17 protein-coding genes, 1 pseudogene and 1 riboswitch are annotated in these 16,821 nt (G+C 45.8%); of the genes and pseudogenes, 17 read left to right on the top strand and 1 reads right to left on the bottom strand.

The window, feature by feature from the left end; genetic code table 11:
* From accC to RG959_RS01735, 15 genes and pseudogenes are all read left to right on the top strand, one after another.
* Nucleotides 1-1,359, top strand: a complete 1,359-nt coding sequence (gene accC / locus RG959_RS01805) for an acetyl-CoA carboxylase biotin carboxylase subunit (protein WP_342795727.1) — start codon at nucleotides 1-3, stop codon at nucleotides 1,357-1,359.
* A gap of 16 nt (nucleotides 1,360-1,375) precedes the next feature.
* Entirely contained in the window at nucleotides 1,376-1,795 is a 420-nt protein-coding gene (locus RG959_RS01800; protein ID WP_242233521.1) for an Asp23/Gls24 family envelope stress response protein, read from the top strand.
* 102 nt (nucleotides 1,796-1,897) lie between these two features.
* On the top strand, nucleotides 1,898-2,290 hold the full coding sequence (gene nusB, locus RG959_RS01795) for a transcription antitermination factor NusB (RefSeq protein ID WP_242233522.1): 393 nt from the start codon (nucleotides 1,898-1,900) through the stop codon (nucleotides 2,288-2,290).
* Between the two features lie 14 nt (nucleotides 2,291-2,304).
* Nucleotides 2,305-3,156, top strand: a complete 852-nt coding sequence (folD, locus tag RG959_RS01790) for a bifunctional methylenetetrahydrofolate dehydrogenase/methenyltetrahydrofolate cyclohydrolase FolD (RefSeq protein WP_315695219.1) — start codon at nucleotides 2,305-2,307, stop codon at nucleotides 3,154-3,156.
* An 87-nt stretch (nucleotides 3,157-3,243) separates the two neighbouring features.
* Complete coding sequence (xseA, locus tag RG959_RS01785) at nucleotides 3,244-4,599, top strand: exodeoxyribonuclease VII large subunit (RefSeq protein ID WP_342795726.1); 1,356 nt, start codon at nucleotides 3,244-3,246, stop codon at nucleotides 4,597-4,599.
* Complete coding sequence (gene xseB, locus RG959_RS01780) at nucleotides 4,589-4,819, top strand: exodeoxyribonuclease VII small subunit (protein ID WP_242233525.1); 231 nt, start codon at nucleotides 4,589-4,591, stop codon at nucleotides 4,817-4,819. Before xseA ends, xseB begins: the two co-directional genes overlap by 11 nt.
* The gene (locus tag RG959_RS01775) at nucleotides 4,816-5,697 is read left to right on the top strand and encodes a polyprenyl synthetase family protein (RefSeq protein WP_242233526.1); all 882 of its coding nucleotides are present in this window, start codon (nucleotides 4,816-4,818) and stop codon (nucleotides 5,695-5,697) included. Before xseB ends, RG959_RS01775 begins: the two co-directional genes overlap by 4 nt.
* 92 nt (nucleotides 5,698-5,789) lie before the next feature.
* Nucleotides 5,790-7,685, top strand: coding sequence for a 1-deoxy-D-xylulose-5-phosphate synthase (gene dxs, locus RG959_RS01770; RefSeq protein ID WP_342795725.1), 1,896 nt, complete (start codon nucleotides 5,790-5,792; stop codon nucleotides 7,683-7,685).
* Between the two features lie 2 nt (nucleotides 7,686-7,687).
* Nucleotides 7,688-8,515 (top strand): TlyA family RNA methyltransferase, encoded by an 828-nt coding sequence (locus RG959_RS01765; protein WP_315695228.1) that lies wholly within the window; start codon nucleotides 7,688-7,690, stop codon nucleotides 8,513-8,515.
* Between the two features lie 133 nt (nucleotides 8,516-8,648).
* On the top strand, nucleotides 8,649-9,098 hold the full coding sequence (gene ahrC / locus RG959_RS01760) for a transcriptional regulator AhrC/ArgR (protein ID WP_251270998.1): 450 nt from the start codon (nucleotides 8,649-8,651) through the stop codon (nucleotides 9,096-9,098).
* 17 nt (nucleotides 9,099-9,115) lie between these two features.
* Nucleotides 9,116-10,807: a DNA repair protein RecN gene (recN, locus tag RG959_RS01755; RefSeq protein WP_315695230.1), complete on the top strand. Its 1,692-nt coding sequence runs from the start codon at nucleotides 9,116-9,118 to the stop codon at nucleotides 10,805-10,807.
* A gap of 89 nt (nucleotides 10,808-10,896) precedes the next feature.
* Nucleotides 10,897-11,979 carry a SpoIVB peptidase gene (spoIVB, locus tag RG959_RS01750; protein WP_342795724.1) on the top strand — a complete coding sequence of 361 codons (1,083 nt, stop codon included), beginning with the start codon at nucleotides 10,897-10,899 and terminating at the stop codon, nucleotides 11,977-11,979.
* Between the two features lie 186 nt (nucleotides 11,980-12,165).
* Nucleotides 12,166-12,942: a sporulation transcription factor Spo0A gene (gene spo0A / locus RG959_RS01745; RefSeq protein WP_315695234.1), complete on the top strand. Its 777-nt coding sequence runs from the start codon at nucleotides 12,166-12,168 to the stop codon at nucleotides 12,940-12,942.
* 175 nt (nucleotides 12,943-13,117) lie between these two features.
* Nucleotides 13,118-14,059, top strand: a pseudogene (locus tag RG959_RS01740) (tyrosine-type recombinase/integrase).
* A gap of 436 nt (nucleotides 14,060-14,495) precedes the next feature.
* Nucleotides 14,496-14,996, top strand: a complete 501-nt coding sequence (locus RG959_RS01735) for a hypothetical protein (protein WP_342795723.1) — start codon at nucleotides 14,496-14,498, stop codon at nucleotides 14,994-14,996.
* A gap of 514 nt (nucleotides 14,997-15,510) precedes the next feature.
* Here the strand turns inward: RG959_RS01735 and RG959_RS01730 are convergent.
* Nucleotides 15,511-15,672 (bottom strand): YjcZ family sporulation protein, encoded by a 162-nt coding sequence (locus RG959_RS01730; RefSeq protein WP_342795722.1) that lies wholly within the window; start codon nucleotides 15,670-15,672, stop codon nucleotides 15,511-15,513.
* A 356-nt stretch (nucleotides 15,673-16,028) separates the two neighbouring features.
* Nucleotides 16,029-16,117: riboswitch (cyclic di-GMP riboswitch) on the top strand.
* 37 nt (nucleotides 16,118-16,154) lie between these two features.
* Between RG959_RS01730 and RG959_RS01725 the strand changes: the two genes are divergently transcribed.
* A complete protein-coding gene (locus RG959_RS01725) occupies nucleotides 16,155-16,367 on the top strand; it encodes a hypothetical protein (protein ID WP_342795721.1) in 213 nt (70 codons plus the stop codon).
* 222 nt (nucleotides 16,368-16,589) lie between these two features.
* On the top strand, nucleotides 16,590-16,778 hold the full coding sequence (locus RG959_RS01720) for a holin (protein WP_342795720.1): 189 nt from the start codon (nucleotides 16,590-16,592) through the stop codon (nucleotides 16,776-16,778).
* Nucleotides 16,779-16,821: the final 43 nt, after the last annotated feature.

Below are 16,821 nucleotides of genomic sequence, written 5' to 3'. Positions count from 1 at the left end.
ATGATTAAAAAAGTATTGATTGCCAATCGTGGAGAAATCGCGGTTCGAATTATCCGCGCCTGCAGGGAGCTTGGGATCGACACAGTGGCGGTTTATTCAGAAGCAGACCGCGAAGCGCTACATGTACAACTGGCCGATGAAGCGTACTGCATTGGCCCGACTGCTTCGAAAGACAGCTACTTGAACTTTACCAATATTGTCAGCGTAGCGAAGTTAACAGAATCAGACGCCATTCATCCCGGTTACGGCTTTTTAGCAGAAAACGCAAGCTTTGCGGAATTATGCCGCGAGTTGAATATTACCTTTATCGGTCCGTCGCCAGAAGCGATTACGCAAATGGGAACAAAAGACGTAGCGCGCGATACGATGGAACAAGCAGGAGTGCCGATTGTTCCTGGTTCAGATGGGATCATTAAAGATATTGAGGAAGGACTGAAGGTTGCTGCCGAAATCGGATATCCGGTGATTATCAAGGCGACAGCGGGCGGAGGCGGAAAAGGGATCCGCGTAGCCCGTGATGAAGCGGAACTGGAAAAAGGCATTAATATGACGCAGCAGGAAGCAGCGACTGCTTTCGGCAATCCAGGTGTGTATTTAGAGAAATTCATTGAGGATTTCCGTCATGTTGAAATTCAAGTGCTGGCTGATACGCATGGAAACGTGATTCATTTGGGTGAGCGTGACTGTACAATTCAGCGCCGTATGCAAAAGCTGCTTGAAGAAACGCCGTCTCCGGCTTTGAACGAAGAAACAAGAGCCCAAATGGGTGAAGCAGCCGTTAAAGCAGCCCAAGCAGTTGATTATACAGGGGCAGGCACGGTAGAATTTATTTATGATGCGCATGCGGGCACATTTTATTTCATGGAAATGAATACCCGTATTCAAGTAGAGCATCCTGTCACAGAAATGGTCACCGGCGTTGATTTGATCAAGGAGCAAATCCGGGTCGCTTCCGGTGAAACATTATCACTGACACAAGAAGACGTCACATTTGACGGCTGGGCGATTGAATGCCGGATCAATGCAGAAAACCCGGAAAAGAATTTTATGCCGTCTGCAGGAAGAGTAGAAGGATACCTTCCGCCGGGCGGATTCGGGGTACGGATCGATTCTGCAGTGTATCCAGGCTATATGATTCCGCCTTATTATGATTCAATGGTTGCGAAATTAATTGTTCACGGGAAAACCCGGGAAGAAGCGATTGCACGGATGAAGCGGGCGCTTTCAGAATTTATGATTGAAGGTGTTCATACAACCATTCCGTTTCATCAGAAGCTGCTTGAGCATGAAGTGTTTGTAAGCGGAGATTTCAATACGAAATTTCTTGAAATCCATGATGTAATGCAAACTCAATCATAATCCGGAGGTGCTTAAAATGTCGGAACAGCAATCTGTAAATCAAGTACTTGAAATGAGCAATGGAGAGGGCGGCCATGGCCGTATTGAAATTGCTCCTGAAGTGATAGAAGTGATTGCCGGTATCGCTGCATCAGAAGTGGATGGCGTTGAAAAAATGCGCGGAAGCTTTGCATCGGGTGTAGTGGAACGGCTTGGAAAGAAAAACCACGGCAAAGGTGTCCGGGTTGATTTAACGGAAGACGGCATTAAAGTAGATGTTTATTGTGTTGTGAAATTTGGTGTATCGATTCCGCGTGTTGCCAAATTGATGCAGGAAGGAATCCGCCAGACACTTCTCAACATGACGGCACTCGAAGCTGACGAGATTAACATTCATATTGTTGGGATACAATTTGAAACGAAACAGCCGGAACCTGAATATCAGGATGAAGTATAAGTGAAAAAGCGCTCTGGCATTGCCGGAGCGTTTTTCGTATGTTTTCCACGGCGCTTTTTTATGCTATGATCAAAAAGGCATTAAACAAAAAGGAGCAATCGAATGAACAGACGTACGGCACGGGAAAAGGGCATCCAGGCTCTTTATCAAATGGATTTAAGTGGAGCGGAGTCAGCGGAAGCAGTTGCAAACGTATTAGAGGACAGCGACAGCGACAGCAGTTACTTGCGTGAAATCGTCACGGGAGTGGAACAGCACCGTGAGGAAATCGATACAATTATTAAAAATAATCTGGAAAAGTGGTCGTTTGACCGCTTGGCAAAAGTGGACCGGAATATTTTACGTCTCGCTGTATATGAAATGCAATATTCAGACGATGTTCCAGCAAAAGTAGCCGTGAACGAGGCAATTGAGTTGGCGAAATATTTTAGTGATGAACGAGCCGGTAAATTTATTAATGGCGTTTTATCAAAAATTAATCAATCAATGGACTAAGTGAGGGATTTTCAATGGCAGCTATTATTGACGGAAAAGCAATTGCAAAAGACATTCGTGCAGAATTAAAAGAAGAAATCGATGCAATGAAAGCAGCAGGTACAACACCAGGACTCGCTGTTGTGATCGTCGGAGATGATCCGGCATCCCATACGTATGTAAACAGCAAGGAAAAAAGCAGCAAAGAAATTGGCATTTACTCGGAAGTACACCGTTTTCCAGCCGATTTCACGGAAGAAGCACTTTTAGAAAAAGTGGATGAATTAAACCGTGACAAAAATATCCATGGCATTCTTGTGCAGCTGCCGCTTCCTAAACATATTTCTGAGGACAAGGTCATTGACGCCATTTCACCTGAAAAAGACGTGGACGGCTTTCATCCTGTAAACGTTGGTAAAATGGTCATCGGTAAAGACTCGTTTTATTCATGTACACCATACGGAATTATGAAGATGCTCGAGAAAGAACATATTTCGCTTGAAGGCAAGCATGTAGTGGTCATTGGACGCAGCAACATTGTCGGCAAACCAGCTGCTCTTCTTTCCTTAATGAACAACGCAACCGTCACAATCTGCCATTCCCGCACGAAAGATTTAGCGGCGATCACCCGTCAGGCTGATGTTGTAATCGCGGCTGTCGGCATTCCGAATTATGTGACAGCAGACCACTTAAAACCAGGCGCTGTTGTGATTGATGTCGGCATTAACCGCAATGAAGAAGGCAAGCTGTGCGGCGATGTAGATTTTAACAGCGCGAAAGAGGTAGCGGGTGCGATTACTCCAGTGCCAGGCGGCGTGGGCCCGATGACAATTACAATGCTTCTTTACAATACAGTCAAATCAGCGAAAGCATTCGCAGCGAAATAAATTCATAGCAGATGAATGAAACTGTCTTTTCGATCATGTTATAATCGGAAAGACAGTTTTTTAATGGACAGAAAAAGGTGATCGGAAATGGAACCAGGACGGCATTTAACTGTTAAAGCATTAACCAAATACATAAAGCGAAAATTTGATGCGGATCCGCATTTGAAAAATGTGTCTGTAAAAGGCGAGCTTTCAAACGTAAAGCACCACTCCAGCGGGCACTTATACTTTACATTAAAGGACGACAGTGCGCGTATCATGGCGGTTATGTTTGCCGCATCTGCCCGGCATTTGGCGTTCCGGCCGGAAAACGGGATGGAAGTAATTTTAACAGGGGATGCCACCGTTTATGAATCAAGCGGGCAGTACCAGCTGTATGTAAAAACGATGCAGCAGGAAGGCGCTGGGAATTTGTTTGCGGCTTTTGAGCAGTTGAAAAAAAAGCTTGAGCAGGAAGGGCTTTTTCGTCCGGAGGCAAAGCGCCGGGTTCCGGCGTACCCATCCGTTATCGCCGTTGTGACATCTCCAACCGGTGCAGCGATTCGGGATATTTTAACGACCATTAACCGGCGCTATCCATCAGCGGAAGTGCTCATTTATCCTGCGCTTGTTCAAGGAGAGCGTGCACCTGAGTCGATCGTCAGGCAGCTTCAGAAAGTGAACCAGGATGGCCGGGCGGACGTGGTGATTGCCGGGCGCGGCGGCGGCTCTATCGAAGAGCTTTGGGCATTTAATGAAGAAGCCGTTGCGCGGGCGATTCGTTCTTCAAAGGTTCCGGTTATTTCTGCTGTTGGCCATGAAACCGACTTTACTATTGCCGATTTTGCAGCAGATCTGCGCGCACCAACACCGACAGCCGCTGCGGAAATGGCGGTTCCCCATGTGGAGGAAGTATCGGAACGGATCAAAGCAAAAGAAAGCCGTCTGATGCGGGCAGCTTCAGAAATGGTCCGCTCTTCACGGAATCGTCATCAAGCCGTAATGAACTCATACGTGATGCGCAATCCAGAAGCGCTTTACAGGCAGCAGTTTGAGCGGGCAGACCGGCTGCATGAGCAGCTTATCCGCAGCACCAACGCTTTAATTGACCGCAAAAAAACAACAGTGCAGCATGCGTCGTTCCGCCTGTCGAGAACAGGACCCGGCCCGCGCATTGCATATGAGACAGAGCAGCTTGAGAAATTGAAAAAAAGCTTATACCGGCTGACTCAGTCGATTGTAAACGAAAAAAAATCGACATTTGGGCGTCATATTGCCATGCTAGAAGCGCTTAGCCCGCTGAAAGTGATGGAAAGAGGGTACAGCCTCGTATACAGTGAAGAGAAAAAATTAATCAAAACGGTTCAAGACGTACAACAAGGAGACCGCATCCATGTGCAGATGACAGATGGCACCATTTACGCACAGGTTGATTCAATTGGGAGGAACAAAGATGAAACGTGAAGACATCAGTTTTGAAGAAGCAATGGAACAACTAGAAAAAATAACAGCCCGCCTTGAAGAAGGGGATGTCCCGCTTGAAGAAGCGCTCGAAGAGTATAAACGCGGAATGGAATTGTCTGCTTTATGCCACAGCAAGCTGAAAAAAGCGGAAACAGAACTGGCTAAGCTTGTAACCAATGACGGCGACCAGCCATTTTTGCTGGATGGTGAAGACGCATGACGAATATTAAAACATACATCGAAGAAAAGCTGCCGTTATTTGAAGCGCATATGATGGAACGGATAGACGCGCTGCAGGCACCGGGTTCGCTTAAAGAAGCAATGATCTATTCACTCAAAGCGGGAGGCAAACGAATCCGTCCCATGCTCCTGTTTGCGGCGCTTGAAACGTACGGTAAAAAAGCGGACGCCGGCCTTGATGCAGCCTGTGCGCTAGAGATGATTCACACGTATTCGCTGATTCATGATGATCTGCCGGCAATGGATGATGATGATCTGCGGCGAGGAAAGCCGACCAATCATAAAGTATTTGGTGAAGCAACCGCTATTTTAGCGGGAGATGCCCTCCTAACGTACGCATTTGAAGTGATTGCGCGTTCCGAAGCGTATTCGCCGGAGCAGGCGGTTGAGCTGATTCGAATGCTGTCATTTGCAGCAGGACCGGCCGGAATGGTCGGCGGGCAAGTGGCGGATATGGAAGGGGAACAAAAAAAGCTGTCTCTCGGAGAGCTTGAATATATTCACCATCATAAAACGGGCCGTCTGCTTGCTTTTAGTGTAATGGCCGGCGCATTGATCGGCGGGGCGGACGAAATGGAAAAAGCGCTGCTGGAGACCTATGCCCGCCATATCGGCCTTGCTTTTCAAATCCGGGACGATATTTTGGATATTGAAGGCACTGAAGAAGAGATTGGCAAGCCCGTCGGCAGTGACGAGTCGAATGAAAAAAGTACGTATCCGTCCCTGCTGACAATGGCAGGAGCCAAAAAGAAATTAGAGGAAGAGCTGCAGGGAGCGCAATCTGCCCTTGCCTCATTAAAAAGACCAGCACCTCTTCTCGAAGCCTTTGCGGATTTGATTGCCAAACGCACGTCGTAAAATGCCGAAAATTGTTAGCACTCTGAGCGTGTGCTATAATAGCGGTACATTTTAACCAAAACTGAAACAGTCAGGAAAGTGAGCTGATCCACTTGGATCTATTATCCATTAAAGACCCATCTTTTGTGAAAAAAATGAATGTGCATGAAATGGAGCAGCTGAGTTCAGAAATCCGTAAATTTCTTATTGAAAAATTGTCGGTTACAGGCGGACACATCGGTCCGAACCTTGGAGTTGTTGAATTAACGATTGCCCTTCATCACTGTTTTACAAGCCCAAAAGATAAATTTTTATTTGATGTTGGACATCAGTCCTATGTTCATAAAATCTTAACCGGACGTGCCGACAAATTTGATACGCTGCGGCAATACAAGGGTCTATGCGGATTCCCGAAAACGATTGAAAGCGAGCATGACGTATGGGAAACCGGCCACAGTTCAACATCGCTGTCTGCGGCAATGGGTATGGCAATTGCCCGTGATTTAAAAAAGTCAGGCGATCATATCGTACCTATTATTGGAGACGGCGCTCTAACAGGCGGAATGGCACTCGAAGCGCTTAACCATATTGGCCATGAAAAAACCAATATGATTGTTATTTTAAATGATAACGAAATGTCCATCGCGCCGAATGTTGGAGCGATGCATAATATGCTTGGCCGAATGAGAACTGGCGGCAAATACAATAAGCTTAAAGATGAATTGGAAGTGCTGCTCAAGCGAATTCCAGCTGTAGGCGGGAAAGTAGCTTCAACAGCGGAGCGCATGAAAGACAGCTTGAAATATATGTTTGTTCCGGGCATGTTTTTTGAAGAATTTGGATTTACTTATCTCGGTCCCATTGACGGCCACAATTTTGATGATTTGATTAAAAGCCTGGAGCAGGCGAAGCGGACAGAAGGGCCAGTCCTTGTGCATGTGATCACGAAAAAAGGAAAGGGATACAAGCCGGCCGAAACGGATACGGTTGGTTCCTGGCATGGCACCGGCCCTTATAAAATGGACACCGGCGATATGATTAAAGCAAGCGGTGAACCGCCTGCCTGGAGCGCGGTTGTCAGCGAGACAGTCCGGGAGCTTGCTCGTACAGACGAGCGTATTGTGGCGATTACACCAGCTATGCCGGTCGGGTCAAAACTGCTTGGTTTCGCAGGCGAATTTCCGGATCGGATGTTTGATGTTGGGATTGCCGAACAGCACGCGGCAACCGTAGCAGCCGGCCTTGCCACACAGGGCATGAAGCCGTTTCTCGCCATTTACTCAACATTTTTGCAGCGCGCCTATGATCAGGTCGTTCATGATATATGCCGGCCAAATTTAAATGTATTTATTGGCATTGACCGCGCCGGTCTCGTTGGAGCGGATGGAGAAACACATCAGGGAGTGTTTGATATTGCATTCCTCCGTCATGTGCCGAATATGGTGCTGATGATGCCAAAAGATGAAAATGAAGGACGCCATATGGTAAATACGGCCATTCAGTACGACGGTGGGCCCATTGCGATGCGCTTCCCGCGCGGCAACGGGCTTGGCGTGGAAATCGATCCAGAGCTTGGGGTTATTCCAATCGGATCGTGGGAAGTGATCAGGGAAGGCAGCGATGCAGCTATTTTAACGTTTGGGACAACCATTCCGATGGCGCTTGAAGCGGCAGAGAAGCTTGAAGCCCGCGGAATCAGCGTAAAAGTAGTGAATGCACGCTTTATTAAGCCGCTTGATCATAACATGCTGAATGTTCTTTTCGCGCAAAAGATGCCGGTTTTAACGATTGAAGAAGCAGTGCTTGAAGGCGGATTTGGCAGTGCTGTGCTTGAGTATGCACACGAGGCAGGCCATCACGGTGCGGTCATTGACCGAATGGGAATCCCGGATCAATTTATAGAACACGGCAGTGTGGGTAAGCTGCTTGAAGAAATCGATTTAACGAAAGAAGAAGCGGTTCGCCGGGTAGCTGCTTTTGTTCGGGAAAAGCAAGAGGAACGTGCATAAACATGGCAAAAAAAGAACGTATTGATGTATTGCTTGTAGAAAAAGGATTAATTGAAACACGAGAAAAAGCAAAACGCGCTGTTATGGCAGGAATTGTTTATTCTAATGAAGAGCGAATCGACAAACCTGGGGAAAAAATTCCTGTTGATGCTCCGCTTGAAATAAAAGGAAAAACGATGCCTTATGTAAGCCGGGGCGGCTTAAAACTTGAAAAAGCACTGCAGGTGTTTGATTTGACCGTTCAAGACAAAACGTTAATTGATATTGGTGCTTCAACGGGCGGCTTTACTGACTGCGCGCTTCAAAACGGCGCAAAAATGTCTTATGCACTTGATGTAGGGTACAATCAATTAGCGTGGAAGCTTCGGCAGGATGAGCGTGTAGTCGTCATGGAACGAACAAATTTCCGCTATGTAACACCGGCGGATTTGGAGAGGGGCATGCCGGATTTTGCTGTTATTGATGTATCATTTATCTCGCTGTCCCTCATTTTACCTGTTTTAAAAACATTGCTTGTGCCGGGTGCTGATGTGATGGCCCTTGTAAAGCCCCAGTTTGAAGCAGGGCGTGAAGAAGTAGGCAAAAAAGGGATTGTGCGTGATCGCAAAGTACACCAGGCGGTTATTGAAAAAATCGTACAGCTGGCTTCCTCACTGGGGTACGATATCATCAATCTATCCCATTCACCGATTACAGGCGGAGACGGAAATATCGAATTTCTGCTGCATATACGCTGGACAGGTGAAGAAAAAAGCGGAAATATCAAGCTGCCTATTACACCTGAACAAGCCGTTAAAGCTGCACATGAGGAATTTAACCAAAAAAGCTAACAGATTCAGCTCCAAAAAAGCGGCCGATTCCGTAAGTGTAAATGGAAACGTGCCGCTTTTTCTATACTTTTTAAATTAGATACAGTATGATAATGTATAAGAAAGTATAATTATACATTATGAGGTGAACGATATGAATAAAGGACAACGACATATAAAAATTAGAGAAATGATTGCCAATAATGAAATCGAAACGCAGGACGAGCTTGTCGATTTGCTGCGTGAATCAGGATATAATGTAACACAGGCAACGGTATCGCGCGATATTAAAGAGCTTCACCTTGTCAAGGTGCCTTTAATGGATGGGCGTTATAAGTACAGCCTGCCTGCGGACCAGCGTTTTAATCCGCTGCAAAAACTAAAACGAACGCTTGTAGACAGCTTTGTCAGCATTGACTCAGCTGGTCATTTTGTCGTTATGAAAACCCTGCCAGGCAATGCTCAGGCTGTCGGAGCGCTTATTGATAATCTGGACTGGGAAGAAATTATGGGAACGATATGCGGCGATGATACATGCCTGCTTATTTGCCGCGCGCCAGAGCATACAGAGGTTGTCTCGGCTCGCTTTTTAGAAATGCTTTAATAAGGATGTGACCGATTGTGCTTCAGGAATTATCCATTCGCCATTTCGCCATCATTGATTCCCTGGCGCTCTCATTTGAACGGGGACTCACGGTATTAACTGGTGAAACAGGAGCAGGGAAATCGATTATAATTGATGCCCTTCAGCTTTTAACCGGCGGAAGAGGTTCAGGCGAATTTGTTCGTCATGGAGAAAAAAAGGCGGAAATCGAAGGGATGTTCACAATTCATAGTGAGCATCCATGTGCCCAAGTCTGCCGGGAGTTCGGCATCGATGTGGATGAAGAGACCATCATTTTACGGCGGGAAATTTCCGCGGCAGGTAAAAGCGTCTGCCGGGTCAATGGAAAAATGGTGACGCTGTCTATTCTCCGGGAAATAGGCGCCCGTCTGATGGATATTCATGGACAACACGAGCATCAAGAATTAATGAATGCAGGAAGCCACATTCGGCTGCTAGACGATTTTGGCGGTTCGGCTGTTTTGGGCGCACGTGCACAGTATGGAGAAGTATATGAGCGCTACGCGCATTTACAAGCTGAGATTCGCCGTTTAAGTGAAAACGACCAGCATCTGGCACACCGGCTCGATTTGATTCAATTTCAGCTCAATGAAATTGAAAAATCGGCGCTGGTGCCTGGCGAAGAAGAAAAACTGGAAGCAGAACGCCAGCAGCTGGCGAACTTTGAAAAATTATACGGAGCGCTGTCTGAAGCATACAATGCCTTATCCGGCGAAGGCAGAGCACTGGATTGGCTCGGAGTGGGAGTGAATGGGCTCGAATCCGCTGCCGACATTCATGAAGAATACAAAGCTCTTCACGAATCTGCGGCAAACAGCTTTTATGTACTTGAAGATACCGTGCGGGATGTGAGTTCACTGCTTGATACACTTGAGTTTAATCCAGAGCGGCTAAATGAAATTCAAAGCCGCTTAAATGAAATCAGCCAGCTCAAGCGTAAATACGGATCCACTATTGATGAAATTTTACAATACGGAGAATCCATTGCCAAAGAAATTGATCAGCTGACTCACCGTGATACGCATGTAAACCGCCTTCAAAAAGAATTGGCCGAAGTGGAAGTTCTTGTACAGAAGGAAGGAGAAAAGCTCTCCTCTCTTCGCCGCGAAGCAGCCGTGAAGCTTGAAGAAGCGATTCACAGAGAACTAAAAGAACTTTATATGGAAAAAACCGTTTTTAAGGTACATGTAGTGAATGAATCCGGGCAATTTAAAAGAGACGGAATGGATCAGGTTGAATTTTACATGACCACCAATCCGGGAGAACCGTTAAAGCCGCTTGTGAAAATTGCTTCCGGCGGGGAAATGTCCAGGGTGATGCTGGCAATGAAAACGATTTTTTCAAGACACCAGGGTATTACCTCCATCATTTTTGATGAGGTCGATACAGGTGTAAGCGGGCGGGTTGCCCAGGCCATTGGCGAAAAAATTTATAAAATTGCCATTCATTCGCAGGTGATGTGCATTTCGCATTTACCGCAAGTAGCAGCGATGGCCGATACACACTTATACATTCAAAAGAATCTGGAAGGGGAACGGACAAGCACGTCTGTAACACCTCTGGATGAAGAAGAAAAAGCGGCAGAAATCGGCCGTATGATTTCCGGTGTAGAAATGACCGACTTAACGAAAAAACATGCGAAAGAGCTGCTGGCTCTATCTGCAAAATTAAAGCAATCGGCTGTTTGAAAAGCCATCCATCTAGCCCCCTAATTACCGTTATAAGAACACGCACCTCCGGACAAAGTAACAACGCAGGATGAAAAGGAGGGAGTGGGATGGCGGTAGTAAGTCGGGGTCTTTTTTCATTTTTACTACTGTTTACGTTTTGGACGGCAGATGGAGCCGTCACGAAGGCAGAGCAGACAGAGACAGAGCTGCTGCAATCGGCTGGCTTTTTAAAAGCAGAGGAAAAGCGTGAACGTGTTTTTGTTGTACCCGGCGGACAGTCGGTTGGTGTACAGCTTGAAACAAAAGGGCTTTATGTAGTCGGCTTTCATTTTATCCAAACAGATACAAACCGTATTTCTCCAGGTGAAGAAGCAGGTCTCCTGCCAGGTGATGTCATTACACGTATAAATGGCCACAAAGTAACAGAACCTCAAGCCATTCGGCCGTATGTACAAAAAGCGGCTGATGGAAAAACCTCCGTAAAGCTCACAGTGTTACGCGGCAAGAAAACGCTGAGTCTTTCAGTAAAACCGATCAAGGATACAGAAACAAAAAGTTCAAAGCTGGGCTTATACATTAAAAATAAAACCGCAGGAATTGGGACATTGACGTTTTATGAACCAAAATCGAAAAAATTTGGCGCACTTGGCCACGTCATCAGCGACGTGCAGTCAGGAAAGCCGTTTGCACCTGTTAAAGGTACGCTTTACCCTGCCCACGTAACTGGAATCAAGCGTGCAACGGAAGGGATTCCGGGAGAGAAAGCGGCTGAGATTCCTACAGAAGAGAGATGGGGAACGGTCACATCTAATACGCCATTCGGCTTGTTTGGACGGCTGGATCGCGAATTGAGCAGAACAAAGTTGTATCCGGCGGCGCATCCGGATGAAGTAAAAGAAGGACCGGCGCAAATTTGGACGGTGACAAAGGACAATAAAATCGAAACATTCGATATTTCCATTGTTCGCACGGTTGAGCAGTCAAAGCCAGCCATTAAAGGCATGATTATTAAAATGACCGATCCCCGTTTAATTGAAAAAACAGGCGGTATCGTTCAAGGAATGAGCGGCAGCCCTATCTTACAAAATGGCCGGGTGGTTGGAGCTGTTACGCATGTTTTTGTGAACGATCCACTTTCCGGATACGGTGTCCACATTGACTGGATGCTTAAAGATGCCGGAGTGTTGTAGAGCGCAGCTGCGCTCTTTTTTTGGCGAATTTTTTCTGGAAAGAAAGTCGAAAAATGACAGAAAACGGTGTAAAATAAATATTTTGAATTTTTTAAAGGAATCCATTTCGCTTTGTCGAAAAAACCTTTAGAATAACCTTATGGATGGAGCATCGCCTTAAGGATTGAGAAGTGAGGAGGAAATGATTTGAGTAAAATAAAGGTAGCAATTGCGGACGATAACCGGCAGCTTGTACAGCTGCTTGAAGAAGTGATAACAAGCCAGGAAGATATGACAGTTGCAGGAACGGCATTTAATGGGCAGGAGTGTCTCGGCATGCTGCCGGAAACAGAAGCAGATGTGTTAATTTTAGACATTATTATGCCGCATATGGACGGGCTGGCTGTACTTGAGCGTCTCCGGGCAAGCGGCCAGAAGCAGCCTCATGTGATTATGCTGACCGCATTCGGCCAGGAAGATGTAACGAAAAAAGCGGTTGATCTGGGGGCTTCCTACTTTATGCTGAAGCCATTTGACATGGAAAGTTTAATCAGTCAAATCCGCCAGGTGGCCGGTGCAGAACAGCCGATGCGCCATGTAGAACGAAAAGAAGAGCCGAAAAAGCAAAAGAAAAATATTGACGCCAGCATTACGGCAGTGATTCATGAAATCGGTGTACCCGCGCATATAAAAGGCTATTTGTATTTGCGCGAAGCAATTACAATGGTATTTAATGACATTGAACTGCTTGGCTCAATCACAAAAGTACTTTATCCAGAAATTGCCCGGAAATACAACACAACACCAAGCCGGGTGGAACGGGCGATCCGGCATGCGATCGAAGTAGCTTGGAGCCGCGGCAATATGGAATCCATTGCGGCTTTGTTCGGGTATACAGTATCTGTATCCAAGGCCAAACCGACAAATTCAGAATTCATTGCCATGGTGGCAGATAAGCTCCGCATTGAATACATGGCTTCTTGAAAGCCGTCGTGACGCGGTTTTAGCCGTCAAGACAACGCACACTTATGACCGATAAACTGCTGTTGTGACCCGATAAATATTCGGTGAACTGACCGGCAATTAACGCGTACCTCTTTATCGTAAAAGGGGGGCGCTTTTTTTGTTTAATGAAATCGAATTTCAAATCGATAACTACATGCTATACTGCGATTCAAAAAACTTCACGCGCAAAACAAAGGCAAGCTATGAACAGTCGTTAAGACTCTTCTCGGCTTACCTGCGCAACCACTATAACATAACGGAGCCAGCCGAAATTAAGACGGCACATATCCGTTCCTACATTCAGTATTTGCGCGACAGGGGAAAGTATACCGTCGTTGCAGACGAATATTCCAAGAATAAAAACAACCCGGACGGCCTCACAGACCGAGCCAAGCCGATAAGCGATACGACGATCGCAAACTATCTACGCAATATTAAAGTATTTCTTAATTTCCTCGTTGAAGAACGCGAGTTAAAGGAAAATCCGGCCAATAAAGTGCCGAACATAAAGCTTCAGCGCAAGCAAAAGCGACTAATGGCACCAAACGAAATAAAAAGGCTGTTGCAGACGTTTGATCTGACAACCTTCCACGGGTATCGAAATTGGCTAATGACCCGTCTAATGCTCGATACAGGCATGAGGGCAGGCAAGTGTACACAACTCAAGCCGGAAAATATTGACTTCCATAATCGTTCTGTCCTCATTATCAATCCGAAGAATCATCGTGACCGGTACGTTTTCTTTTCAGATAGACTTTCAACGGACCTCAGGCGGTGACTTCATTATCGTGACCGCTTTAGTAATAGCGCGTATCTGTTCCCGACAACTCGCGGTAATATGATCGACGCCAATGTGTTTGAAAAATCGTTAAAAAAGGTTGGGGCAGAAGCTGGAATACCGGATATACAGTCTCACCAGTTACGGAATAACTTCGCTAAGTATTACCTTTTGAACGGCGGGGATTTTGTGACGCTAAGCCGGATTCTCGGACATAGCAGCGCGGATGTGACGATGAAGGCGTATTTAGACTTTAAACATAATGAGATCGCTAAGAAGTATCAGCAACACTTGCCATTCAATAACTGGAAATTTTAAAGAAAACAAAAAGGCCACCGTTGCCGAAACAACGATGACACCCGTGGTAAGGTCAGTCTATCAAAAATTTCGGCTTTAGGCAAATTCTGCCTGTCTGTCCATATGACAGAACGTACGTACTTATTTGCTTGCGGTGTCCATAAAAGGAGCCGTTCAAAATGATCGATATTGTGTTCGATAAAATACAAAAATCATATTTTGCAAAATTCAAAAACGTAAAAGAACTAAGAACCGTAGTTAACTAGCATGTTCGCAATATCGAAGCGAGCGATCTGTCTGCCGCCTGAAAACGCAAGCTCATCCATTTGCTGGATTATTTGCGCGACATTTCCTGTAAGTATCCTGACTTGTCGTTCCGTAGCCAGCGCACGATTGCCGCTGACTTTGGCGTGAAGAAACCTGATACGATTGGCATATGGCTTAAAAGCTGGCGTCCATGGGCATCGTTAATATCCTTCCAACAAAGCGCAGCTCAATGATGCAGCAGACCGTAAATTTAGTACAAATCATGCCCGCTGAGCCTGCGGAAAATGAAAAACGTGGACAAGATACGACAGAAAACGGGGAGCATGAAGTCAATATCTCTCCTAAGACCAATACTAATACTAATACGTATCAGCCTGCGGCGCCGCTTACGTTTTACCAACGTTTCAAGTCGTTCATCTCATCAACCATTGGCGAGGATCAGCCGTTAATCAGTCGTCTTTTTGGCGTCTACAAAGAACAGACAGCCATTCTAACCGCATACGACAAGGATGATCTTGAAAACATCGCTATAAGCGCACTGCACATCGCTGTTATGTCGACCAAAAACCGACGTATTCGCAATCTGCCAGGTTTCTTTAACGGGATTATCAGTCGCATGCTGGATCGTTGTATCCGCGAGGTGATTCAGCAGGAATCCGTTCCATTGACGGAGCTGCTGCCGGTTTGGTGAATTGCGCACAAAAAAAGCCACAGGAGATCAGTCCGCGGCAATAACTATTAGAACGGAGATTAGTGGCGATGTGGGGGCCACTGCTTTACAGATACCCGTTGTCGAGAGATATAAACAAAAAAAGGCCGCGGTATCAGCACCGCAGCAAACAAGACGAACTATGTAGAGTTCAGGAGATGTGGCGGGTGTGTGCCACAAGATAACATTTACCCACTTCGGCGCTAATGTAAACCAAATAAATAAAAAAGGCTACGGACGCGACTCCGCAGCAAATGACGAGATATAGGGTAGGTGGTTAATGTGAAACCATGCTTATCGTTACCCGCCCAGCTAGAAAAATAAACAGTAAAGAGGGCAATTGTGAAATAACGCCGTAATGGACACTGTGCACAAAAAAATACCGCAGAGGGCTCCGCGGCAAAAATTTGAAAGTGACGCACAATAAAAATGCCATTTCTAAGTGCTCGAGAACTCTGAAAGTGGGAGTCACTGAAATGGTGTTAGATCATTTAAATTAACAGTCGCCGCTGTAGCTCTTTTTGAATGAAGCGCCAATGATGATAAGAAGAATGAACAATACTACAATCAGCGCAAAGCCGCCGCCGTAGCCACCGTTAGAACCGCCACAGCACTCATATCCACCGTAGCCGCCGCCGTAACCGCCGAAGAAACCCATACTATTTCACCTCTTTTACAGAAAAGTAGCGAAGCAATTATATAAATCAATTTCTCGGAATTAATCTATAATAATTGAATCTATGTTATATGGTATGAACAGAGATCCATATTGGATTGAGCGGTTGTCTCCTCTAATAATCTTTTTCTATGAAAGAGAACAATAATTTAAACTGGAGGTCGGCGAATCGATAACGCAAGCGGAAGTCGAAGCGATGGAAAGAGTAGTGCGACATGTCTCATCTGTAGAAAACACCGCACTATACTCACGGGTAAAAAGATCAACTGAATAAAAAACAACCAAAAGTATTTTGTTTTTGGGTATTTTGTCGTAATATAAAGGATATAATTAAGAATTGTACGAAAGGGCAAAGCCATTGAAAAATGGTGACGCAAAACTATAGGGGCTAAAGTTAAGACTAGGACTATGCCAGCCAGTTACCGAATACGGGCCTCCGTACGATTGAGAGTGGAGGGAAAACAATGAATAAGGTGAAAGAAAATAATTTAAAGGCATTTAAACTTTTTTCCGAAATCAGCAGAATTTGGCACAAACATAGTTATCTGAAATACGAGCACTTAGAAGTGGGTTGTATTAATAAAAAAATTAGAAAAGAACTCAATGAAAAGAAAGCATATCACTATAAAAAATATGTGCAATTATCTTTAAGCAGTGAAGAAAAGGTGAGAGCTTAGGATAAAACCAAATAATGCAACTCTACGGGCGGCCTCATGCGGGTGGCTCATTTTTGTTTTGCGAACAAAGGGGCTCGTTTGAAGGACTAAGGAACAAGAAAACAGTCGTAGCCTCAACACAGGGCGAATATCTTGTAATGACCGGCATGTCCAGCTCAGGCGCAGCATCGGAAGTGGGGCATGTTCAGCCGGAATCCGAAAGTACGGAAGGAGGGCTGGGGCATGAAACAACGTTGGAAGAGCTATGGATTGTGGATCGCAGTTGCAGCGCTTGTCGGTATGGTGCTACAGGATTTTGGTGTAATGATCCCATCGGAAAGGTACGATGCTTACGTAGATATCTTACTAACGATCGCAGTACTGGCGGGCATCATCAACAACCCATCAGGAATCAGTAAAGAAAAGAAATAGCGAGCGGCCTCCGGGCGGCTCGTTTTTGTATTGCGCAAAAAGA

The organism is Domibacillus sp. 8LH (genome assembly GCF_038806185.1).
Taxonomy (GTDB): Bacteria; Bacillota; Bacilli; order Bacillales; family Domibacillaceae; genus Domibacillus; species Domibacillus indicus_A.
The sequence above is the reverse complement of the archived record's forward strand: the minus strand, read 5'-3'. Positions and strand labels throughout refer to the sequence as shown.